The following is a 23,761-nucleotide window of genomic DNA, read 5'->3' on the forward strand; positions in this document are numbered from 1 at the left end:
ATGAACTTCTGAATATTCTCATTACAACACTTTCCTTATATTCTAATAATAATTGATGGTGCGTCCGCGTTGATGGAACACCCGACAGGTCTAGTAGGGTGTGTAAGGCGAAGCCGCACGCACCTATTAACCCTATTAACAGAATCAGAACAAAAAACCTTGATGATTGTTATATATAATTGATGGTGCGTGCGCGGAGCTTACGCACCCTACTTTAACAATAATTACAAATAATAGCCAATCACTGTTATCATAAAAGATTGGACTTAAATTGATATAGGAAATCATCAACATGGCTAAAAATGAAACCCGCAATGAAGTAGAAGTTCGTTCTCAGAAAGTCGATGAGTTGAGAGAATTGGGAATAGAACCCTATCCCAGTCACTCCCTTCAACGGTCACATACCACCCAACAAATTAAAGATTTATTCGCACAACCGGGGAAAGAATTAAATGATGGAGAAAGCGACCCGGACGCTGTTCCTTTAACTGTTTGTGGACGTATTACCTTTAAACGGGATAGTGGAAGTATTGGGTTTATTGGGTTAACGGATATTGCGGGAACCCTTCAACTCAAACTAGAGAAAAAATTAGTCACTGGTGAAACGGGATTATCCTTTAATCAGGTTAAAAAATATCTCGATTTAGGAGATTTTATTGCCGCCGAAGGAATAGGATGTCGCACGAACCGAGGGGAATTATCCGTACAAGTTGAACGGATTTTTGTGATTTCTAAAGCAACGATGCCTTTTCCTGATTCCTATTATGGAATTAATGACCCGGAATTGTGTCGTCGCCATCGAGAAATTGATTTAGTAAGTAACCCGAAATCCTTAGAAACTTTTAAACTTAGAAATCTGATTTTAAAAAGAATTCGGACTTATTTATGGGATCATTGTTTTGAGGAATTAGAAACTCCCGTATTACAAGCTATTTATGGCGGTGCGGCGGCGCGTCCTTTTGTCACCCATCATAATGCTTTAGATATTAATTTATATCTGCGAATAGCCACGGAACTGCATTTAAAACGAGCAATTTGTGGGGGGTTTGAACGGGTATTTGAAATGGGGCGAGTGTTTAGAAATGAAGGCATTGATAGCACCCATAACCCCGAATTTACTTCAATAGAATTGTATCAAGCTTATGCAGATTATTTTGATTTAATGACTTTAGTAGAGGATTTAATTTGTGCGATCGCAGCGAATCTTTTCGGAGATAAAATGGAACTAGAATATCAGGGGGACACGATTAGTTTAGAACGGAAATATAACTATTCTGAACAATATCCAACCTTTACGGGAAACCATTGGAAAGTTCAAACTATGGTGGAAGCGGTGCGGGAAAAAACAGGGTTAGATTTTGATACTTTAGAATTAGATGAAGCTCTAAAATCGGCTGAAGATTTAGGGTTACATTTATCCAAATTAGACAGTCAAAGTTTGGGATATGTCCTTTATGCGGTCTTTGATAAATTAGTTTCTCCTCAATTAATGCAGCCGACTTTTATTACAGAATTTCCGGTAGAAGTCAGTCCTTTAGCCAAACGTCATCGTTCTAAACCGGGATTTGTGGAACGCTTTGAGTTATTTATTCACGGGACAGAATATTCTAATGGTTTTTCAGAATTAAATGATCCTCAAGACCAACGGAAACGATTTGAAGAACAATTAGCTCAGAAAAATGCCGGGGATGAAGAAGCACATCCAATGGATGAAGACTTTATTCAAGCATTGTCTTTAGGAATGCCAAATTGTGGGGGAATGGGAATAGGAATTGATCGATTAATTATGTTATTTACGAATACTGCTAGTATTCGAGATGTGATTATGTTCCCCACGATGCGAACCACTATTTAGAAGTAGACCCCCCGGAGGATTTCAAAATTTATAGGGGTGTACATTTGTCTGAGGTACAAGCCAAAAACCCGGTTTCTCTGAGAAACTGGGTTTTTTAGTCCCTACTTCATCCGTTTCTTATTCTGGAAATCTAACTGATAAAATTAAGCTCATCCGTGTCTTCGTGTCTTCGTGTCTTTGTGGTTTCTTCTACAGCTAAAAACCTCGTTTCTAAGGTTGATTTTTTGCGGTGAGATGTTGGGTAATTAATTCTGCTGCTAAACGGTTTCCAGCGATATTCCAGTGGGTATCATTGGGTTTATAGAGGGGAGTTTTTTGAGCAGTTGCTTTAAAATCAGGTAATAAATCCAGATAATCAATATTGGCTTGCTGTAACTGTTCTGTTAACAGTCGGTTGGAGATTTCAAAATCTAATAAATTTTGATTATTGGGATCAAATGCTTGTTTGACTTGTTTTTGAAGTTGTGAATTAACTTGAACTTCATCAGGAATAATTACAATTGTTAAAGGGATATTTTGAGAATCACAAATTTGTTTAATTTTAATTAAATCTTTAACTGCATCATCTACAAAGCCTTTAAACATACCATCGGCTGGATTTCTAACAAACATATTACTTTTGTTGATAGTATCTTCGAGATACTTTTCATCAGTAAAGGTCGGTAGATTATCATTATATTGAACGGTTGTGGGGTTGAGAACTTTACCTTTATAATTGCTTTGAATCTTAATCATAGATTTAATTAAAGCTATCATGTATGATTTTTCCTCTGTTCTCAGGTTAGCGGTCATGTAATTATCTAAAAAATCATTACCAATATAGAAGGATAATACTACTCTATCTGGATTAAGTTTTAATCCTTCATTGACTAAAATAGATAAATAATCCCTTGGGCCCATACCGGGAATTCCCATATTAATTACTTCCGTTTTTTGACCCGATTTATTTAATTTTTCTTCTAAAACAGTTAAATAATTATATTGATAGGGAACAACACCATAAGTAAAAGAATCTCCTATACCTAAAATTCGATAGGTTTCCGCAGGTTTTTCAACGGTAAATTCAACGTCTTTAAAGCCTTGGGAATTTAACTTAAAATCATAATCGGGAGCGTTGGGTTTTCCGCGAAAACGGTTGTAAGAGGAATCATAAAAGACAAAGCTAGGATTAATTTTATTATAAATTCTGAGGGTAATTTCGGACATAACAAAGGTAATTAAAGCAATTAAAGCAGTTTGTCCGAGGATTTTAGTTAAGGCTTTTAGTTTAGTTTTTTGCATTTTAAATCTTTTTAGGAGAAGGAGATAAACGTTTAAAAAATTGCTGAGTTTTTTCGATTAAATTCTCAAAGAGAATTTCAGCAGCGAGTTGATTTCCGGCGGTATTCCAATGAGGTTCTTGTAACAGATATAACGGACGAGTTTTTTGTTCCGCTTGAAACCGAGGGAGGAAATCAAGATAAGAAATTTGTTGTGATTTGAGATAGGGAATCAAAATACTCTGCATACAGGTGGGGTCATATTTGGCTAAATTTAATTCATGTTTTTGAGCAATTTGGTTTAATAAATTAGGATTAACTTGGAACTCATCGGGATAAATTGCAACAATAAACTGAATATTTTGCTGGCTTAACAGCCTATTCATTTCATTAATGCTTTGGAGAATGTAGTTAATATTATCACTCCAAACCCCTTTTTGTACATCTTGACGTTTACAAAAATCTAACCGGGTTTTTTCCGTGTCCAGAAAGGTTTCTAGGGATAAAATACCGAGGGATTTTTCGGGTTGAGATTGATTAGCAACTTCTTGAAATTGATAGAGAGAGGAGGACGGTAAAAGTGAGTGTTGTTGGGCTTTTTTTGCTTCTTGAAATACTTTATATTTTTGTTGGATAAATAACAATAAACGAGATTGCTTAATAATCGGATAACCCCATAGTTTTAATTCTTTACGTTGATCAATATCAATATAAATATCATTAACAATAATTCGTTTGCGGTTGGGTTTAGCATCAATAAAATCATTCCCCACAAAAAAACCTAATACGACTAAATCAGGATGATATTGGAGGGCATATTTTTTTAACATCGCTAATTGTTCCCCGGTATGGGTTCCGGGGTATCCGGTATTAATCACTTCTACTTGAGAATTTTGATAATATTGTGCAAATCTTTTTTCTAATAAAGCGGTATAGTTTCCCTCTTTTCCTCCCGCCCAATTAAAGGAATCACTGATGACTAAAATTCGATATTTTCCGGGTTCTTTTTGTAGGGAATAATCGCGATCATTAAACCCAAATTGATTATTTCCATTGGCGTAAGGACGGATTTTAAACCCTAAATCGGGATCATATTGATATAGTCCTTGAGATAAATAGGGTTCTAGGACAATCATTAAGACTTCTACTAAAAATAAGGGTAAGATTGTCCAACAGAATAACAAGAGCAGGATTTTGAATAGAGATTTTTTAATCATAAATAGCCTGAAATTATAGCAGAAAAGATTAATTTAACCACAAAGACACAAAAGACACAAAGAAGTTATAAACACTAACCTGCATAGGTTTATAGCGATCGCACGCTTCCTAAATTCTAGCTTAATCAAGAGAAAAATTTATTTCTTTCCAGGTTAGATAAGCTCGTTGTTTTCCTGTAGAAGCGGGGGTATAATTAACACTTTATCAACCCGGTTTCCATCCATATCCATCACTTCTATGCGGAGATTTTGCCATTCAAAATGATCCGCAGCCGCCGGAATTTTGCCTAACTGGGTAATCACAAATCCCCCAACGGTGTGATAGTTTCCTTCGGATTCTTCTAATAAATCTTCTAAACCAAATAACTCCAAAAATTCTTCAACGGGTAACATTCCATCTAAGAGCCAAGATCCATCTTCTCGTTGAACTTTTTGAGGTTCTTCGGGATTATCCCAGGAGGGCATATCCCCGACTAATTCCATTAAAATATCATTTAAAGTGACTAATCCTTGAATCACCCCATATTCATCTACGACCACGGCAAAATGGGTTTCACCCTGTTTAAATAATTCTAAAATCTTTAAAACAGAAGTGGTTTGAGGAACAAATAAGGGACGGCGGATATTTGCGGTTAAATCCCAGTTTTGACCGGATAATAATTGGGTTAATAAATCCGTGACCTTAACAAACCCTAAAACATGATCTAACTCTTCCTGACAAACTAAAATCCGAGTGTAGGAACTTTCGGAAATACTCTGACGATTTTCTTCGGCGGAATCATCAATATCAATCCAAAAAATATCGGGGCGAGGTGTCATTAATGTTCTAACTTGGCGATCGCCCAATTCAAATACTCGGCCGACAATACTTTGTTCCGTTTCCTCAACAATTCCTGATCTTGTGCCTTGTTCAATTAGAATTTTAATTTCTTCTTCTGTGACTTCCGGTTCTGTTGAGGCGTGACTGCCTAAAAGCCTTAAAATTAATTCTGTAGACATACTCAATAAATGAACCACGGGGGAACTAATCTTAGATAACCAACGCATCGGAATAGAAACGGCAGTTGCGATCGATTCTGGAGAATTGAGAGCCAACCGTTTAGGCACTAATTCCCCTACAATTAATGATAAATAGGTAATCGTGATGACAACAATTGTAAAACTAATCGCATTACTGTAGGGGGCTAAAATCGGAATTTGCTTAAGTTGGGTGTCTAATCGGGCAGAAATTGCTGCTCCTCCAAAGGCACCTGCTAAAATACCAATTAAGGTAATTCCGACTTGCACCGTTGATAGGAAACGATTGGGAGAATTGGCTAATTCTAAAGCAACTTTTGCTTTTTTATTCCCTTGATTGGCTAACTGTTGTAAGCGAACTTTACGAGCAGAAAGGATGGCGATTTCTGACATAGCAAAAACGCCATTCGCTACAATCAGCAGGAAAACAATCAGAATTTCTTGGATCACAGATGGCATTTTGGAGTCAGGGTAGGACGATAAAAGATCAAAATAACCGATCACATCGAGATGTCATTATCCTAAACCCCAAAGGTAGAATTGTGTCATCTGCGTTGAGAGGGGAAAATTATATTATCGAAAATGGGAGCCAGAAGACCCGCACCATAAGGAACGTTGGTGTCGGGATGAATGGCGGGACATCAAAAAACAAATTACAGATTCCGTATTAAAATGTTTTGTATGACAGAAAAAGCCTACCGCTACCGATTCTATCCAACTCCTGAACAAGAAGACCTGTTGAGGAGAACATTGGGGTGTGTTCGACTAATCTACAATAAAGCATTAGCAGCCAGAATCCAAGCCTGGTATGAAAAAAAAGAACGAGTAGGTTATTGTGAAACATCTTCCCAGTTAACTGAATGGAAAAAAGAAGAAGAACTGAACTTTCTAAATGATGTTAGCTCAGTTCCACTTCAACAAGGATTAAGACATCTGCAAACCGCTTTTACCAACTTCTTCGCAGGTCGGGCTCAATATCCGAACTTCAAGAAAAAACGTCAGGGAGGTAGTGCAGAATTTACCAAAGCTGCATTCACCTATAAAAACGGTGAAATTTATCTAGCTAAGAATAAACAACCGTTACCGATACGGTGGAGTCGTCAACTTCCAAAAGAATGTCAACCTTCAACTATAACAGTTAAGTTAGACCCTAGTGGTCGATGGTTTGTCTCCGTAAGAATTGATGACCCAACTCATAACAAGTTAGAGCCAACCGATAAAAATGTCGGAATAGATTTAGGAATTTCTAGTCTATTGACAACATCTGATGGAGTTAAGGTTGCCAATCCTAAACACTTTAATCAGTTATACAAAAAACTTCGACTGGCTCAAAAATCTTTGAGTCGAAAAATACCGGGATCAAAAAATCGAGAGAAAGCTCGAAAAACAGTAGCCCGAATTCATGCCAAAATTGTCGATTGTAGACGGGATTCTACTCACAAGCTAACCACTCAACTGATTCGGGAAAACCAAACGATAGTGGTTGAGGATTTAGCCGTGAGAAATCTGGTCTTAAATACTAAATTAGCTAGAGCAATTAATGATGCGAATTGGGCAGAATTTGTCCGTCAGTTAACCTATAAAGCTGAATGGTACGGGCGAAAATTGATTAAAATAGACCGATGGTTTCCCAGTTCCAAACGTTGTGGAAACTGTGGACACATTTTAGATAAATTACCATTAAATATCAGGGAATGGGATTGTCCTAATTGTGGGACACATCATGACCGTGATATTAATGCGGCAAATAACATTTTGGCGGCCGGGCTGGCCGTATCAGTCTGTGGAGCGACTGTAAGACCGGAACAGAGTAAATCTGTTGAGGCAGGTGCGAAAACCCGGAAGGGACGGAAGCAGAAAATCCAAGTCGTGAGTCTTGGGAATCCCACACCATAAGCTTGATCGTTGGTGTTGGAAAGATGTCAACCTTTCGAGATCGAATCTTCTGGAATTCCTTAAAATAGGAGAACGATAGTGTTTCTCTATCTGTTCCCTGTTCCCTGTTCCCTGTTCCCTCCTCTAATATGACATTTTCCTCTATCGTGCGTGCATTGGGGCGATCGCCTTTAACGGCTGAACTCCTGATCAAACTCAATAAATTTCAGGCTCTCTACCTCAACGGGATCTCTCGCATTCCCAAGGGGTTAGTCGCGTCCACCTTAGCCCAGGAGTCGGGATTAAATTTATTGGTGGTGACGGCAACTTTAGAGGAGGCGGGACGCTGGGCCGCCCAACTGGAGGCGATGGGATGGGCTACGGTTCACTTTTACCCGACTTCTGAGGCGTCCCCCTACGAGTCGGTGGCCTCCGAAGAAATGACCTGGGGCCAAATGCAGGTATTAGCAGATTTAGCCGGACGGTTGCAGACTCCTTCCCCGATTCCCGTTGCGATCGTGGCCACAGAACGGAGTTTACAGCCCCATTTACCCCCCGTTGAGGTCTTTCAACCCTATTGTTTAACGGTGTATCGGGGGATGACGTCGGAGGGGAAAACCCTAGATGAACAGTTCGCCAAGTTAGGTTATGAACGAGTTTCCTTGGTGGAAACCGAAGGCCAATGGAGTCGGCGAGGGGATATTGTTGATATTTTTCCAGTGGCGGCAGAATTGCCTGTGCGTTTAGAATGGTTTGGGGATGAATTAGAACAACTTCGAGAACTCGATCCCACCACCCAAAGATCTTTAGATAAAATTGAAAGTCTAATTCTGACCCCGACGAATTTTGATGTAATGATTCAAGGGAATTTAGCTGAGGCTGAAACCTTAATTACTGAAATCATTCCCCCAACTCCTATTCCCGAATTTCAACTCGATAATTCTAATTATAAACCTCCAAAATCCTATCATCCCTTATTAGGTTTAGCCTTTGAAAAACCCGCTTCTTTATTAGATTATTTAACAGATACCACCTTAATTGCAATTGATGAACCGGATCAATGTTGTGCCCATAGCGATCGCTGGTTAGAACATATTGAAGAACAATGGCAAGCCTTACCCCAAAAATTACCTAAAATTCATCGTCCGTTTGCTGAATCTCTGCAAAAAATCGAATCCTTTGATAAACTTTATCTATCAGAATTAGGGGATTATCAACCCACTCTGGTTAATATTACTGATGTTCCTAGTTTAAATTTATCCTCTCGTCCCGTTCCCGCCACTCCCCATCAATTTGCTAAACTAGCAGAATTAATTCGTTATGAACGAAATCGACATTTTTCAGTCTTTTTAGTCTCTGCCCAACCCAGTCGGTCGGTTGCTTTATTATCAGAACATGATTGTCCCTCTAAATTCATTCCTAACCCCCGTGATTATCCCGCCATTGATGGCTTAATTAAAAATACTCCCATTGCTTTAAAATATACTGGACTTGCCGAATTAGAAGGGTTTATTTTACCGACATTTCGGTTAGTTTTAATTACTGACCGAGAATTTTATGGGCAACATTCCCTCGCTACACACGGATATATTAGAAAACGACGGCGGGCGGCTTCTAAACAAGTTGAACTGAATAAACTCCGACCCGGAGATTTTGTTGTTCATCGTCAACATGGTGTAGGGCGATTTACTAAATTAGAAAGCCTGGTTATTAATAACGAAACCCGTGAATATTTGTTATTACAATATGAAGATGGGACGTTACGGGTTGCCGCCGATCAAGTCGGGAGTTTATCGCGGTTTAGAAGTACCGGGGGCAAAGTTCCCCACCTGAATAAACTGACTGGACAAGCTTGGGAAAAAACCAAAGAAAAAGTCAAAAAATCCTTAAATAAATTAGCCGTTGATTTATTAAAATTATACGCCCAACGCGCCGAACAAACAGGCTATGCGTTCCCCCACGATATGCCTTGGCAACAGGAACTCGAAGACTCTTTTTCCTATCAAGCGACTCCCGATCAAATTAAATCCACCCAAGACGTAAAACGGGATATGGAAAGCGATCGGCCGATGGATCGTTTAGTTTGTGGAGATGTGGGATTTGGCAAAACAGAAGTAGCAATTCGGGCAATTTTTAAGGCTGTTACTGCTGAAAAACAGGTGGCATTATTAGCCCCGACTACGATTTTAACTCAACAACATTATCACACCTTAAAAGAACGATTTGCTCCCTATCCCATCGAAGTTGCTTTAATTAATCGTTTTCGCACCGCTTCCGAAAAACAAGAGATCTTAAAACGGTTAACAACCGGAGAAATTGATGTGATTGTCGGAACTCAATCCTTACTGGGAAAAGGGGTACATTTTAAAGATTTAGGGTTATTAGTCGTTGACGAAGAACAACGGTTTGGAGTCAACCAAAAGGAAAAAATTAAGAGCTTAAAAACCCATGTTGATGTTTTAACTTTAACCGCTACTCCTATTCCTCGAACTTTATATATGGCATTATCGGGAATTCGAGAAATGAGTTTAATTACCACGCCTCCGCCTTCGCGTCGCCCGATTCAAACCCATTTAGCTCCGTTAAGTTTAGAAACCGTAAGAACAGCCATTCGTCAAGAATTAGATCGGGGCGGACAGGTGTTTTATGTTGTCCCTAAAATAGAAGGAATTGAAGAAAAATCTGCTCAAATTCGAGAGATGATTCCAGGGGTAAGATTAGCGATCGCTCACGGACAAATAGACGCTTCTGAATTAGAATCGATTATGTTAACTTTTAGTGCGGGAGAAGCGGATGTTTTAGTCTGTACAACGATTATTGAATCGGGGTTAGATATTCCCAGAGTTAACACGATTTTAGTTGAAGATGCTCACCGTTTCGGGTTAGCTCAATTGTATCAATTACGGGGTCGCGTCGGACGTTCAGGAGTGCAAGCTCACGCCTGGTTATTCTATCCCACCACCGCCGATGGACGGGTTAATTTAACGGATGATGCTCGCAAAAGATTGAGGGCTATTCAAGAATTTACCCAGTTAGGATCGGGCTATCAATTAGCGATGCGAGACTTAGAAATTCGGGGCGCGGGTGATATTTTAGGGGCTGAACAATCAGGTCAAATGGATGTTGTCGGGTTTGATCTTTATAGTGAAATGTTACAAGAATCCATTCAAGAAGTCAAAGGTCAAGAAATCCCGCAGGTTGATGATACTCAAATTGATTTAAGTTTAACCGCCTTTATTCCTTCTGATTATATCCCTGATTTAGATCAAAAAATGACTGCCTATCGGTCAGTGGCGGCTTGTCAAAGTCGAGATGAATTATCTCGAATTGAGGAAGATTGGTGCGATCGCTATGGCCCAATTCCAACGCCTGCGCGGCAATTAATTAGAATTATGGAACTCAAACAAATTGCTAAGAAATTAGGCTTTTCTCGAATTAAACCTGATGGGAAACAACATATTTTATTAGAAACGCCAATGGAGGAACCCGCCTGGAATTTATTAAAAGCCAATTTATCGGAAAGTTTACACACTCGGTTTGTGTATAGTAAAGGTAAAGTTACAGTGCGAGGATTAGCGGTATTAAGTGCGGATAAACAGTTAGAATCCTTGGTGATTTGGTTAGCGCAAATGCAAACCGCTTTACCGGAGAATTCTGTTGTTTAGATCATCTTGTTGTTCTAAATTATTAAAAAATAACAAAAAATATGAACAGGAAAGAATTGTTAATTAAGGAAGTAGAAAATAGTCCTGACTTTATTTTACAAGAAGTTTGGGATTTTCTGCAATTCCTTAAAGCCAAATACCAGCAAGATAAGTTAGAAATGAGTGTGATCAGTGAATCTTCCTTACAAAAAGATTGGTTACAGCCAGAGGAGGATGAAGCATGGCAGAATTTGTAAAAGGTAGGGACTTAACCCCATCAGCAATAATTTTCTGAGTTATAGAGTTAATAAATACAATGATTGATCCAAAATCTTCTCAAACCCAAGCATTTAACCCCTGGAATTATAAACCCTGGTGGTGTCAACCTTGGTCAATTCTGTTAACTGGAATTACCTTAATTTCAGGAAGTTGGTTTCTATTCCATATTATTTGGATTACGATTTTAGTGGCTATTCCTCTGTTAGCTTGGATGGGATTTTTTCTGTTAGTCTGGCCAAAGTTAATGGCTGAGGTTTATTCTCAGGAGTATTTAAGTAATAAGGAATGAGTTATTAATGAGGTTAGAAATTGAATTAGCTTATAGCTATATTAATCATGCCCAAGAAAATTCGAGAGCTTAAAAGCTTATTAGAAAAAGCAGGGTTTGTTTATCGTTCAGGAAAAGGAAGTCATACAAGATGGATTCATCCTTTAATACCAAGCGAACCAATTACGATTTCAGGAAAAGATGGGAATGATGCTAAACTTTATCAAGAAAAAGAAGTTTATAAAAAACTAGAAATGTTAAGAAAAATTCAAGAACAGGAGTTAGAATAATGAAACTGCCTTATACCATTGTAATTCTCTGGTCTGATGAAGATCATTGCTATTTAGTCCATCTTCCTGAATTCCCAACTCAACAATTTCATACACACGGAGAAACATACGAAGAAGCGTTAAAAAATGCTCAAGAAGTGTTAGAAATTTTAATAGAAGAGTATCAAGCAGACGGAAAACCTTTACCTATTCCTAATTTGACTGTTTTGGAAAGAAATAAGGTTTTGGAAGTAGGATAGGAATATTATCTTTTGACCTAATCAGATTAATAGAAAGGATAGAGTCCTAAATCAGGTTAGAAATTGATCAGTTAACAACTGTTTCCTGTTCTAAAAGTGCATAGCACTATAACTAGATCAAGAACAGAAATTTAAAAATATTCATAGGAAATCAGGATTTATTTTGAAAAATTATACAAAAATAGTAAAGTTTGAGTTTTTGAAGATCTATATCTTAGGTATAAGCACGAAAGAAATTTCACTCGCTACAATGAAATTGATTTGAACAGCTTAAACTTAGCTGTATAGGCTGTTTAAGCTCTGGATTCCCTTTGAAATATAGATGATTAGCCTAAACCTAAAATCTGGATAAAAGGTTTCGGTGACAGCGATATTTGCATCTAAAAAATCAACTACAATCTCATCCTTTATTAAAATTAGGACTATCTCGGTATGTCATTACAACAGCAAAAAAAAGCCATCGTTTTTATTGATACTCGTGTTGAAGATTATCAAATCTTATTACAGGAAGTTGAACCAACCGCAGAAGTTATTGTTTTTTCTCCCAAGCAAGATGGAATTGAAGAAATAACTTTTCTTCTGGCTCACCGTAAAAATATTCAATCTCTCCATATTATTTCTCACGGAAGTCCAGCAGAAATACAATTAGGAAATACTAAATTAAATGTTAATACTATAACTCAATATACACCTCAAATNTACAATAGCGCCTTTATCCCCTCCAATTGTTGTACCCGATGATGAGTGTAATCTTTGTCCTCCGCTTCCTGAATTACCCACTGTGGTCTTTCCACAACGTCCGGTTTTAGGATTAAGTTCTCCCAATATTGCCACAACAACTATTAACGGTACAAATGAGAATGATAATATAGTTGGAACTCCCGCCAATGATGACATCTTCTCCTTTGGAGGGGATGATGTAATTGATGCGTTACCCGGAAATGACAATATTTATAGCGGTGAAGGCAATGATAGTATTGATGGAGGAGAAGGCACCGCTTGGATGGAAGGCGGACTAGGGAATGATCAACTTCGGGGTAGTTTTGATAATGATACCCTTCAAGGTCAAGAAGGAAATGATAGCCTATTTGGAGGTATTGATGATATTCCCCCGATATTCGGTCGTGATCTTACCGGACAAGACTGGCTAAGTGGAGGCTCAGGAGATGATTTTCTCTCCGCTAATGAAAATAATGATACCCTGCTGGGAGATGATGGTAATGATATCGGATATGGCGGGAAAAATAATGACCTGATCTTTGGCGATCAAGGCAATGATACCCTATATGGCGATGAGGGCAATGACACCCTGATTGGCAGTGTAACCGATGGCAATGTCACCCCTCAAGGGGAAGAAGAAGATGTTCTCTATGGTTATGAAAATAATGATCTGATTCAAGGCGGTATCGGTAACGATACGATTTATGCAGGGGAAGGAGATGATTTTATTTTTGGCGGTCAACAAGATGACCTACTGCGCGGTGAATTAGGCCGTGATACCGTTTATGGAGATGAAGGCAATGATACCCTATTTGGCGGTTACTTCCCCCAAGATATGATAGCTGATCCCTCCGAGGATCTGTTGTGGGGCGGATCAGGGGATGATGTTATTTATAGCAACCTGTTTAACGATACTTTAATCGGGGGCGAAGGCAATGATACCCTCTATGGGGGGGAAGATGACGATATTCTCTATGGGGAGAATGGCGATGATTTGATGTATGGAGATCAAGGAAGTGATATTCTCTGCGGTGGGGACGGTGATGATACCCTCTATGGCGGTATAGGTGAGGTTGTGAATGTTACAGATACCTCCGAATTAGAACAATTAGAGGGGGGTGCAGGAAATGATATTCTGTCCGCTAATGAAGGTATCGGTCAACTGTGTGGGGGTGAAGGTAATGATACCCTCTATGGCGGTAAAGAAGCGGATACCCTCAAAGGAGGTGCGAATGATGACTGGTTGTTTAGTGATTTAGGTAATGATAGTCTAATTGGGGGGAGTGGAAGCGATCGCTTTGTAATTGCTGCGGATACAGGATTAGATCAAATCACTGATTTTCAACTTGGACAAGATTTGATTCTCTTGAGTCAGGGTTTAACCTTCGATCAACTCACCCTAACTCAAGAAGGAACATCAACTTTAGTTTATTTTGGAAATCAACCTTTACTGATGCTGAATGGGATACAAGCCGAGTTGATTTCTAATAATGCCTTTGAGATGTTTATTTAACGCGGAGCAAGGCTTATAGCAGTCGATCCTGGGGTGTTAGGACATAGACTGATGCTCCAACCTAAACTTATGTCCCTCTTTTCCTGCGGTGTTCCCTGTTCCCTGTTCCCTGTTCCCTGTTCCCTGCTATATCTGTTGTATCCTGGTAGAATAGCCCTGAAACAGGCAACAGACTTGCACAACATTGATAATGAAACCTCGTCGCACCCGGAGTCAAGACCGAATTCTCGTCGAACTCAAAACCCTAAAACGATCCATTTCTGCTCAAGAGCTTTATTTAGAGTTGCGTAAAACCAACCAAACGATGGGGTTAGCAACGGTTTATCGCTCTTTAGACGCTTTAAAACGCGAAGGGTTAATTCATGTCCGCACCTTAACAACCGGGGAGGCGGTGTACAGTTGTATGCAGCAGGATGAACATCACCTCACCTGTGTTGAATGTGGACGTTCTATTCCCCTGGATGAATGTCCTGTCCACCACCTAGAAACCCAACTTCAACAATCCCACAATTTTAAAATTTATTACCACACCCTAGAGTTTTTTGGGTTATGCGATCGCTGCGCTCTAGCTCAACAAATGTAACTCAGGGAACAGGGAACAGGGAGGAAAAGAGTTAAGCGTCTAGGTTTCAGTGTCAGTCTGGGAAACAGCCAAAACCTCCTCCCCTTGTTCCTACCTCGGTCTGCCTAATGTGGTAATATAAAGCACAGCTTCATCTGTAGGAATACCCAAAACTTCGTTAACTTGGTCGTCAAAAAATCCTCCAATTCCACTTACCCCTAAACGCAGATGAATGGCAGCTAAATTCAAGCGTTGTCCGAGATGACCTGCATCTAAATGTAAATAACGGTAAACTCGATCTCCATAATTAGCGATCGCTTTTTTCAAATCTGCCGTATGAAATAAGACTACCGACGCATCTCGGCCTAAATCTTGTTGTAAACACAAATAATACAACTCCCGGCGAAAATTTTTAAAGCGAATTTGCCTTAATTCCTGAGCTTTGGGAGCATAATAATAACAGCCATCCTCCAAACCATTAACCCCAGATACAGCAATAAACGTTTCAATTAAACTCAGATCAAAATAATCGGGAGAACCATCTAACCCTTGATGAATATAATGGTAAGGTTGATAGGTAAAATCTAAAAGGGCTAAAAGTTCATTTAACATTAATTCTGAACCTTTATAAGCCCGTGTAGATCGCCGTTTCAAAACCGTTTTTTCCAAACCCGATAAATTTTTACCCCAATCTATTGAACTCGTCACCGTTGAAATTTTGGTACAAAACGGGAAGTTATATTTATCTTCCAAAATTCCATCTGTTTGAGTCGGTTTCCAACCTTGACTTCCAGAAGAATCCGTTTCTAACTTAGTAGCTTGATGCAAATACGCTAACAGTTCTCCCTCTGGAATATTAGGATAATCCGTTTGAGTTGCAGAGGGTAAAGCAGTTCTTGAAAGGGGTAAATTTTCGTCAATTTCCAGTAAGTTTGCTAAAGCTAAAACAGCGATCGCTCCTTCAGATTCTCCATCTAAATATAACAATTGATTCAGGATATCATCGGCAAATCCTCCAATTAAATGAGGTCGATAATCATTCATCGTCGCCATTAATTCAATATTGCCTAATAAATGACCTGTATCTAAACAAATTCGCCGATAAGCCCGATCTTGATAACGCCAGAAAGAACGGAAAAAAACCGCCGTTGTTACCAAGGTTAAATGGGTATTTGCTAACGCAGGATGCCAAAAACAAGCGTCCTGTAACTCATGCCAAACTTGATTTTCCCAAAATTGTACTAAAGAATGGGTTTGTGTTTGGTAATGATACAATCCCGGTGGGAGAATTGCAGTTCCCCTAGAAATTAAATAAATTTCCGCCGGATACAACCCCCCCGCCGAAGGTGCCGCTCTAAGATAATGAACTCCGGCCATCGTGGGGAGTTTGGCGGTTAAACCATAACTATGCAGCAAAAAATGGGACAAACGTTGCCAAAGTCGGATTTTAGGGTCACTAGAGGGAGCTTCGTCTGTATCCCGCAGGTAGGGTTTGAGATCAAAGACTGTGCCGATTTTATACTCTTTAAAGGGAATAGGCTGTTTTTCCCAGTCCAGGGTTTGGCTTTTCAACGCCAGGGTTTCGGGGTCATATTTCGTGCGTTCATGGTAGTGTTGGGCAATCGATTTTAGAGATTCTGACATAAGATTAACAGTCATGCAGAACAATAATGCTTCTATCCTTTAGTGTAGACTTTTCTTTTCGGTTTCTTCCTATTTCCTAAAGTGGGTTTTTACCCATCGGAACATTTGGGTGTCTCATCCCCAATACCTGACACCCAACATCAATCCTGATCATCGCGTTTAAATTTGTAACTCTTTCATCACATTTTGGATGGGTGTTAATATAACATATTAACAACAAGACTTATAGTTTAGTCAAAAATAAAGGGTTCCTGATTGTGGATATTCTAATTGAATCAACCAAATCTTTTGAGGAAGATATCGCTAAACTCGATGAAAGAGATAGAGTTGCAGTGATTGAGAAAATTAATCACTATGCTAGTCTGTATTTACAATCTATTCCAGGTTTTGTGTCCTCAATCAAAAAAGCTGAACAGTCAAATGATTGGGTATCGGAAGAAGAGTTTATGAGGGCGTTAGATGCTTTGGAAGATTGAATTTAGCCATGATTCTCTTAAGAATATCAAAAAGTTGAAGTTTATTTAATTCGAGGGGAGTAAAAGATTTCAAATGGTAGATCCTATTACTTTAATTCCAACCGCAATTCAAGGTTATAATTGGATTCGGATGTGGCATGAAAAACAAGCTAATCCACCCCATCTTCCTGATAATGCGCTCTTGCTATTTAAGCGATTTAAAGAGGCTTATGATACAAAAAATATTATCAAACTCGGTTTTACTATCTCAGATCATTACCAAGGAGATTTATATGGAGTTTCTACTAAGCAGGAATTTCTTCGTAGCCAAAAACGAGCCTTTGATAATTTATCTTTAGTATCTCCTTGCTTATCGATTAATGTTTATAGTATTATCGAAAATAGTAACGATGTATTTTCTGCAATTATTGGTACTCAATCCCAAGCATCGATTTTAGGTATTCCCCTAACAAATTATGATTCTGCTCCCATTCGTTGTGAAATTCGTCCTGAACAGGGGTTATGGGTGATTACTAAGATGTTTATTGAATGGCGATTAATTCCATAGTGTAATAGTACAGAGCACTTTAAAATAGATGTTATTTCAGAATGATAATATTATTACCCTAAAAAATAGCCCTGAACTAAAGTTCGGGCTAAAAGCTAAAGTCATCTAAAGATGACTAAATACTAATATTCACGAACCCGTTTTAACGGGTTTCAGCTTTGAGCCTGAAATTTATTTCAAGGCTGTTTTTAGCATAATTGTTGAGTTAAAACTATTACTAACTGTTGTTATAAATCAATTTGAACCTCAATCTTAACAAACTTCTGAAACGCTAATTTTGCTGCCCCAATCATTCCCGCTTGGTTTCCTAATTCCGCAATTAATATTTCTAACCCCTCTCTACAAATCAATAAAACCCGTTGTTCTAATTCCGCTTTTAGGGAAGGTAAAAATAAATCAGCCCCCGCACTAATTCCCCCGCCTAAAATTATCGCCTGTGGAGTTAAGACATAAATTAAATTCGCTAATCCTATTCCTAATAATTTACCGTATTGTTGCCAATAAGCGATCGCATTTTCATCTCCTGCTAAAGCCTTTTCCGCTAATTCTGCGGGTTCTAATCCCGTCTCTCGACGAATAGCTTGAACTGAAGTATATTGTTCTAAAGAACCTCGATTTCCACTATTACAAACCGGGCCATCAAAATTAATACTAATTAACCCTAATTCTGCCGCCGCACCCTGATGTCCAACGAATAATTCTCCATTTAAAATAATCGCCCCACCAACCCCTGTTCCTAATGTTAATAAAATTAAATTTTGAAACCGTCGCCCCGCCCCTAACCAAGCTTCTCCTAACCCCGCACAGTTGGCATCATTGGCTAAAATTACAGGTAAACCCGTTTTTTCTTCTAACCTCAAACCTAACGGAACATCCCGCCATCCGGCTAAATTAATCGCTACTTTGGCAATTTTTCCCGTCCCATCCACAGGGCCCGGTGTTCCCAATCCAATTGCTACAATACTATTGACATTTTCTCTAAGTTGTGCTATTGCATTTGCGATCGCATCAATGACCGCATCAGGAGTAGCGGGTTGAGGCGTAGGAACAGTCAAGGATTGATGACAAGTGCCATCAGCCCCAAACCGTCCCAACTTAATCGCCGTTCCACCGAGATCAATTCCAATTACTTCAACATTCATCACTTAAGAGTTCTTGCAGTCAACAGTCAACAGTCAACAGTCAACAATTTTTAAATATCAGGTTCATCGACCATGCGACGGTCAAGACTGGAATTGAACACAGGTTCAACTCGAATCGCTTTAATAGCATTGGGACGAATAACCATATATTCTTTAGAAGTGTTATCTTCTGCCCGTTGTTTGATAGGAACATTGACAAATTCACTACTATCAAATTTTGGCAGTAAAACTTTGTTGTACCACACTTGAAACTCTTGCATTGTGGGAAACTTAATTTCTTCTCGATGGCCTCCCTCAATCATGAGGTGAACCACATATTCATCGGGCATTCTAGGCATAATGACTCGCAGCTAAAAACAAGTTGGCTAAACTGACAAGACGGTGAACTACCCACACTTCTCTACGAGTAAGTGTGGGCTTCTAGCATCAATGGGGATAGCATCTGAAGAAACAGAAATTTCATCAGATGACTGACATCCCCTCAGACTAGCAGTGTCGCTAGTTCCTAACGACAGTATCCGCAAGGCTTCATTTTTGATATTAATTGAAGCATTAATATCACGGTCATGGGTTGTTTGACAATGTTCACAAGTCCAACTTCTAACATCAAGTGGTAAACTACCTAGTTGATTTAGACAGACATGACAAGTTTTAGAAGAAGGGAAAAATCTATCAACTTCAAGATAGGTTTTCCCTTCTTTTTCGGCTTTGTACTTCAACATTGTACAGAACATTCCCCAGCCACAATCGCTAATCGCCTTAGCTAATTTATGATTTCTCACCAAATTCTTAACTGCTAGATCTTCTACAGCAATCACTTGGTTTTCGTTGACTATCTTGCGGGATAGCTTGTGTAGAAAATCTTCTCGACAGCGAGAGATTTTAGCGTGGACTTTGGCTACTTTTAATCTAGCTTTTTGTCTACTCTTACTTCCACTTCGACTACGCTCAGTGCAAGCTTTCTGTTTTCGAGAAAGTTTTTGTTGTTTCCGTTTTAAGTTGCGTTGATGTTTAACAAAGTGTTTGGGGTTGCTATATTTGTCCCCATCACTGGTAATTGCAAAATGGGTTAATCCTAAATCAATCCCAATCGCTTTTCCATTGGTTGATAGGTTGGGTGTTTCCTTGCCGTCATCAACTAACACAGAAGCATAGTATTTCCCGTCAGAATTTTGGGAAACAGTAACAGTTTTGATTTTACCTTCATAAGGACGATGGCGCAAACAATAAACTAACCCCACTTTGCCGGGTAATTTCAGGTAATCCCCTTCAAACTTAACATTTTGGGGATAACTGATTGATTGTCTGCTATGTTTGGATTTGAACCGAGGTAATCTTGCCCGTTTCTCAAAGAAGTTTTTGTAAGCGGTAGATAAGTTGAGAGCGACAACTTGTAAACATTGAGAATAGGCATCTGTTAGCCAAGGATATTCCTGCTTCAGTTGAGGTAACAATCCTTGAATAGCTTTTCTTGAACACCCTTTTCCTGTTGTTTTATAGGTTTCTTGGCACAAGTTTAGGGCATAATTCCAATACCAACGGCAACAACCAAAGCTTTTCGCTAATGCTGTTTGCTGTTCGGTTGTTGGATAGATGCGATACTTATATGCCTGAAACATTGTTATTTTCAAAACCCTTTGATAAATTCTAACATGGTATTGTTAATTTTGTCGGGATTGGGACATACAAAATTAACTTGAGGGAGTCCATGTTGTTACTGAGCCTGTCGAAGTATCCCACGCTGATTTCTGGTTATTTTTTTGAGGGCAGTAGAAATTCAGTGTGGGACTTACCGCTCCCCCAAACCCCCTCGTAAGTTGAAATGTTCAACAGATTTACGAGTAAGCTATATACTCAATCACGCACAGGCAAGATGCCTGTCCCACAACTCATATACTGGAATTCATAATGCCGAAACGTACCGACATAAAGAAAATTTTGCTGTTAGGGTCTGGGCCAATTGTAATTGGACAAGCTTGCGAGTTTGACTATTCGGGAACTCAAGCCTGTAAAGCCCTACGCGAAGAAGGTTATGAGGTGGTGTTAGTCAACTCTAACCCCGCAACAATTATGACTGACCCAGAGACGGCGGAACGCACCTACATAGAACCCCTCGTTCCTGAAGTCGTCGCCAAGGTGATCGAAAAAGAACGTCCCGATGCTTTATTACCCACAATGGGAGGTCAAACCGCCCTTAATTTAGCCGTTGCTCTAGCGAGAAATGGCACCTTAGAAAAATATGGAGTCGAACTGATTGGTGCTAAATTAGAAGCCATTGAAAAAGCCGAAGATCGGCAACTGTTTAAAGAAGCAATGGAACGAATTGGTGTCGCTTGTTGCCCTTCAGGAATTGCCAATACCATGAATGAAGCGCGAGATGTAGCGCGTCAAATTGGCACTTATCCATTAATTATTCGTCCTGCCTTTACGATGGGAGGAACCGGAGGCGGCATTGCCTATAATCAAGAAGAATTTGAAGAAATTTCTCAATCCGGTTTAGATGCGTCTCCCAATTCTCAAATTTTAATCGAACAATCCCTCATTGGTTGGAAAGAATACGAATTAGAAGTGATGCGGGATCTCGCTGATAACGTGGTGATTATTTGTTCGATTGAAAATATTGATCCGATGGGGGTACATACAGGGGATTCAATTACCGTTGCTCCCGCCCAAACCTTAACCGATAAAGAATATCAACGACTGCGGGATGCTTCGATTAAAATTATCCGAGAAATTGGGGTAGAAACGGGAGGATCTAATATTCAATTTGCCGTTAATCCCATGACCGGAGATGTGATTGTCATTGAGATGAATCCCCGTGTTAGTCGGTCTTCTGCCTTGGCTTCTAAAGCAACGGGATTCCCGATCGCTAAATTTGCGGCGAAATTATCAGTGGGATATACCTTAGATGAAATTAACAACGATATTACTAAGAAAACCCCCGCTTCCTTTGAACCCACGATTGATTATGTGGTGACAAAAATTCCCCGGTTTGCCTTTGAAAAATTCCCCGGTTCTGAACCTGTTTTAACCACTCAAATGAAGTCTGTTGGGGAAGCGATGGCAATTGGAGGAACCTTCTGTGAATCCTTCCAAAAAGCTCTACGATCTTTGGAAACCGGGTTAGCAGGTTGGGGATGCGATCGCTCAGAAAAACTCTCCAGTTTAGATCATATTCGCTCTGGTTTACGCACGCCTAACCCCGAACGAATTTTAACCGTTCGTAACGCGATGATCTTGGGAATGACGGTTGAAGAAATCTATGAACTCACGGGAATTGATCCTTGGTTTTTAGATAAAATGCAGGAATTATTAGAAACAGAAAAATTCCTCAAACGCACAAGTTTAAAACAGTTAACCGCAGATAAATTGTTGGCGGTAAAACGGAAAGGATTTAGCGATCGCCAAATTGCCTTTGCGACTAAAACGACTGAAGATGAAGTCCGGGAATATCGCCAAGAATTAGGCGTAAAACCCGTTTATAAAATGGTCGATACCTGTGCGGCCGAATTTGAATCGACAACACCTTATTATTATTCAACCTATTGGGAAGAAGACGAAATTTTACCGTCTACAAAACCCAAAGTGATGATTTTAGGCGGTGGCCCCAACCGTATCGGACAGGGAATTGAATTTGATTATTGTTGTTGTCATGCCTCCTATTCTTTACGGGCGGATGGCTATGAAACAATTATGGTGAATTCTAACCCAGAAACCGTTTCCACAGATTATGATACCAGCGATCGCTTATATTTTGAACCCTTAACCAAAGAGGATGTTCTGAATATTATTGAAGCGGAAGAACCCGAAGGAATTATTATTCAATTCGGCGGTCAAACCCCTTTGAAGTTGGCATTACCGCTACAACGGGCTTTAGAAAAAATGGGAACCATCAAAACCAAAATTTGGGGTACCTCTCCCGACTCCATTGATATTGCCGAAGACCGAGAACGGTTTGAAAAGATTTTGCGGGAATTAGATATTTTACAAGCCGAAAACGGCATGGCTCGCAGTTTTAAAGAAGCCTTAAAAGTAGCAAAACGCATCGGATATCCAGTGGTTGTGCGTCCTTCTTATGTATTAGGAGGACGGGCGATGGAAATCGTTTATTCTGATGAAGAATTAGAACGATATATGATGTTTGCCGTTCACGTCGAACCGGATCACCCGATTTTAGTCGATCAGTTCTTACAAAATGCGGTGGAAGTGGATGTGGATGCGATCGCCGATCAACAAGGAAACGTTGTCATCGGTGGCATTATGGAACACATCGAACAAGCCGGAATTCACTCTGGGGACTCCGCCTGTTCCATTCCCTACCAAACCTTATCAGAAGCCGCCCTGACCACCATTCGCCGCCAAACTATTGAACTCGCCAAAGCCTTAAATGTGGTCGGGTTAATGAATATTCAGTTTGCCGTCCAAGGGGAAAAGGTCTATATTTTAGAAGCCAATCCCCGTGCGTCTCGGACAGTTCCCTTTGTTTCTAAAGCCATTGGGGTTCCCTTAGCCAAAATTGCCTCACGGGTGATGTCGGGTAAAACCTTAACAGAATTAGGCTTTACCGAAGAAAAACTCCCCACTTACGTTTCTGTCAAAGAGGCGGTGTTACCCTTTGCCAAATTCCCTGGAACAGATGTGCTACTAGGGCCGGAAATGCGGTCTACCGGGGAAGTCATGGGCATTGATATCGAATTCGGTAAAGCCTTTGCGAAGGCAGAACTCGCCGCCGGACAAGTGCTACCCTTATCAGGAACGGTGTTTGTCTCCATGAATGATCGGGATAAACAGGCCATTGTACCTGTGGTTCAGGATTTCTTGGCGTTAGGGTTCAAAGTCACTGCAACCATTGGGACTCGCAAAGTCCTCTGGGAAAATGGCGTGAAAGTGGATATGGAGTTGAAACTCCATGAAGGACGACCGAATATTTTGGATGCGATTAAAAATCAGGCGGTGCAATTGGCAATCATTACGCCTTCCGGGGAAGAGTCCCGCAGCGATGGGATTCTGATCCGTCGTTCTGCTTTAGGGTATAAAATCCCGATTATTACAACAATTGCTGGAGCTAAAGCAACGGTTGCTGCTATTCGTTCCTTAAAGTCTACTCCGATTGAAGTCAAAGCCATTCAAGATTATTACGTCTAACAGATAGTGTTGGGTGTTGACAGTTGACAGTTAGCTGTTGACTGTCAACCCCACCCATCTTTATTCCGG

The 23,761-nt window shown here is 39.8% G+C and carries 20 protein-coding genes; 13 read left to right on the plus strand and 7 right to left on the minus strand.

The window, feature by feature from the left end; genetic code table 11:
* Nucleotides 1–292: 292 nt before the first annotated feature.
* Complete coding sequence (gene lysS, locus PL8927_RS25050; RefSeq protein WP_083626257.1) at nt 293–1,855, plus strand: lysine--tRNA ligase; 1,563 nt, start codon at nt 293–295, stop codon at nt 1,853–1,855.
* Between the two features lie 210 nt (nt 1,856–2,065).
* On the opposite strand, the gene PL8927_RS25055 is transcribed toward lysS, so the two are convergent.
* The 3 genes from PL8927_RS25055 to PL8927_RS25065 form a co-directional block, all read right to left on the minus strand.
* Nucleotides 2,066–3,136, minus strand: coding sequence for an SGNH/GDSL hydrolase family protein (locus PL8927_RS25055; RefSeq protein WP_083626259.1), 1,071 nt, complete (start codon nt 3,134–3,136; stop codon nt 2,066–2,068).
* Between the two features lies 1 nt (nt 3,137).
* Nucleotides 3,138–4,331 (minus strand): alginate O-acetyltransferase AlgX-related protein, encoded by a 1,194-nt coding sequence (locus PL8927_RS25060; RefSeq protein WP_083626261.1) that lies wholly within the window; start codon nt 4,329–4,331, stop codon nt 3,138–3,140.
* Nucleotides 4,332–4,484: 153 nt separating this feature from the next.
* Nucleotides 4,485–5,807 (minus strand): hemolysin family protein, encoded by a 1,323-nt coding sequence (locus PL8927_RS25065; protein WP_083626263.1) that lies wholly within the window; start codon nt 5,805–5,807, stop codon nt 4,485–4,487.
* 222 nt (nt 5,808–6,029) lie between these two features.
* On the opposite strand from PL8927_RS25065, the gene PL8927_RS25070 reads away from it, so the two are divergent.
* From PL8927_RS25070 to PL8927_RS25110, 9 genes are all read left to right on the plus strand, one after another.
* On the plus strand, nt 6,030–7,244 hold the full coding sequence (locus PL8927_RS25070) for an RNA-guided endonuclease InsQ/TnpB family protein (RefSeq protein WP_083626569.1): 1,215 nt from the start codon (nt 6,030–6,032) through the stop codon (nt 7,242–7,244).
* Between the two features lie 128 nt (nt 7,245–7,372).
* Entirely contained in the window at nt 7,373–10,888 is a 3,516-nt protein-coding gene (gene mfd / locus PL8927_RS25075; protein WP_083626266.1) for a transcription-repair coupling factor, read from the plus strand.
* 41 nt (nt 10,889–10,929) lie between these two features.
* Nucleotides 10,930–11,124, plus strand: coding sequence for a DUF2281 domain-containing protein (locus tag PL8927_RS25080; RefSeq protein ID WP_083626268.1), 195 nt, complete (start codon nt 10,930–10,932; stop codon nt 11,122–11,124).
* 59 nt (nt 11,125–11,183) lie between these two features.
* A complete protein-coding gene (locus PL8927_RS25085; protein ID WP_083626271.1) occupies nt 11,184–11,435 on the plus strand; it encodes a DUF6737 family protein in 252 nt (83 codons plus the stop codon).
* A 47-nt stretch (nt 11,436–11,482) separates the two neighbouring features.
* Complete coding sequence (locus PL8927_RS25090; protein WP_083626273.1) at nt 11,483–11,704, plus strand: type II toxin-antitoxin system HicA family toxin; 222 nt, start codon at nt 11,483–11,485, stop codon at nt 11,702–11,704.
* Nucleotides 11,704–11,943 carry a type II toxin-antitoxin system HicB family antitoxin gene (locus tag PL8927_RS25095; protein WP_083626276.1) on the plus strand — a complete coding sequence of 80 codons (240 nt, stop codon included), beginning with the start codon at nt 11,704–11,706 and terminating at the stop codon, nt 11,941–11,943. The genes PL8927_RS25090 and PL8927_RS25095 overlap by 1 nt, the downstream gene beginning before the upstream one ends.
* Nucleotides 11,944–12,375: 432 nt before the next feature.
* Nucleotides 12,376–12,684 carry a DUF4347 domain-containing protein gene (locus PL8927_RS25100; RefSeq protein ID WP_083626279.1) on the plus strand — a complete coding sequence of 103 codons (309 nt, stop codon included), beginning with the start codon at nt 12,376–12,378 and terminating at the stop codon, nt 12,682–12,684.
* Between the two features lie 40 nt (nt 12,685–12,724).
* Nucleotides 12,725–14,176: a calcium-binding protein gene (locus PL8927_RS25105; protein ID WP_083626282.1), complete on the plus strand. Its 1,452-nt coding sequence runs from the start codon at nt 12,725–12,727 to the stop codon at nt 14,174–14,176.
* Between the two features lie 190 nt (nt 14,177–14,366).
* Nucleotides 14,367–14,759 (plus strand): Fur family transcriptional regulator, encoded by a 393-nt coding sequence (locus PL8927_RS25110; protein ID WP_083626285.1) that lies wholly within the window; start codon nt 14,367–14,369, stop codon nt 14,757–14,759.
* A 90-nt stretch (nt 14,760–14,849) separates the two neighbouring features.
* Here the strand turns inward: PL8927_RS25110 and PL8927_RS25115 are convergent, their stop codons facing one another.
* Nucleotides 14,850–16,382, minus strand: a complete 1,533-nt coding sequence (locus PL8927_RS25115; RefSeq protein WP_083626288.1) for a SagB/ThcOx family dehydrogenase — start codon at nt 16,380–16,382, stop codon at nt 14,850–14,852.
* A gap of 257 nt (nt 16,383–16,639) precedes the next feature.
* On the opposite strand from PL8927_RS25115, the gene PL8927_RS28175 reads away from it, so the two are divergent.
* The gene (locus PL8927_RS28175) at nt 16,640–16,858 is read left to right on the plus strand and encodes a hypothetical protein (RefSeq protein ID WP_197047550.1); all 219 of its coding nucleotides are present in this window, start codon (nt 16,640–16,642) and stop codon (nt 16,856–16,858) included.
* A gap of 73 nt (nt 16,859–16,931) precedes the next feature.
* Nucleotides 16,932–17,405, plus strand: a complete 474-nt coding sequence (locus tag PL8927_RS25125) for a hypothetical protein (RefSeq protein ID WP_083626291.1) — start codon at nt 16,932–16,934, stop codon at nt 17,403–17,405.
* A 227-nt stretch (nt 17,406–17,632) separates the two neighbouring features.
* Here the strand turns inward: PL8927_RS25125 and PL8927_RS25130 are convergent, their stop codons facing one another.
* From PL8927_RS25130 to PL8927_RS25140, 3 genes are read right to left on the minus strand one after another with little or no spacing between them, the layout of a single operon-like run.
* Nucleotides 17,633–18,547 carry an ROK family protein gene (locus PL8927_RS25130; protein WP_083626294.1) on the minus strand — a complete coding sequence of 305 codons (915 nt, stop codon included), beginning with the start codon at nt 18,545–18,547 and terminating at the stop codon, nt 17,633–17,635.
* 50 nt (nt 18,548–18,597) lie between these two features.
* Entirely contained in the window at nt 18,598–18,885 is a 288-nt protein-coding gene (locus tag PL8927_RS25135) for a hypothetical protein (protein ID WP_083626298.1), read from the minus strand.
* A gap of 48 nt (nt 18,886–18,933) precedes the next feature.
* Complete coding sequence (locus tag PL8927_RS25140) at nt 18,934–20,166, minus strand: RNA-guided endonuclease InsQ/TnpB family protein (protein WP_083626301.1); 1,233 nt, start codon at nt 20,164–20,166, stop codon at nt 18,934–18,936.
* A gap of 289 nt (nt 20,167–20,455) precedes the next feature.
* On the opposite strand from PL8927_RS25140, the gene carB reads away from it, so the two are divergent.
* Complete coding sequence (gene carB, locus PL8927_RS25145; protein WP_083626304.1) at nt 20,456–23,692, plus strand: carbamoyl-phosphate synthase large subunit; 3,237 nt, start codon at nt 20,456–20,458, stop codon at nt 23,690–23,692.
* The last annotated feature ends 69 nt before the right edge of the window (nt 23,693–23,761 follow it).

The sequence above is a fragment of the Planktothrix serta PCC 8927 genome (assembly GCF_900010725.2).
Classification (GTDB): domain Bacteria; phylum Cyanobacteriota; class Cyanobacteriia; order Cyanobacteriales; family Microcoleaceae; genus Planktothrix; species Planktothrix serta.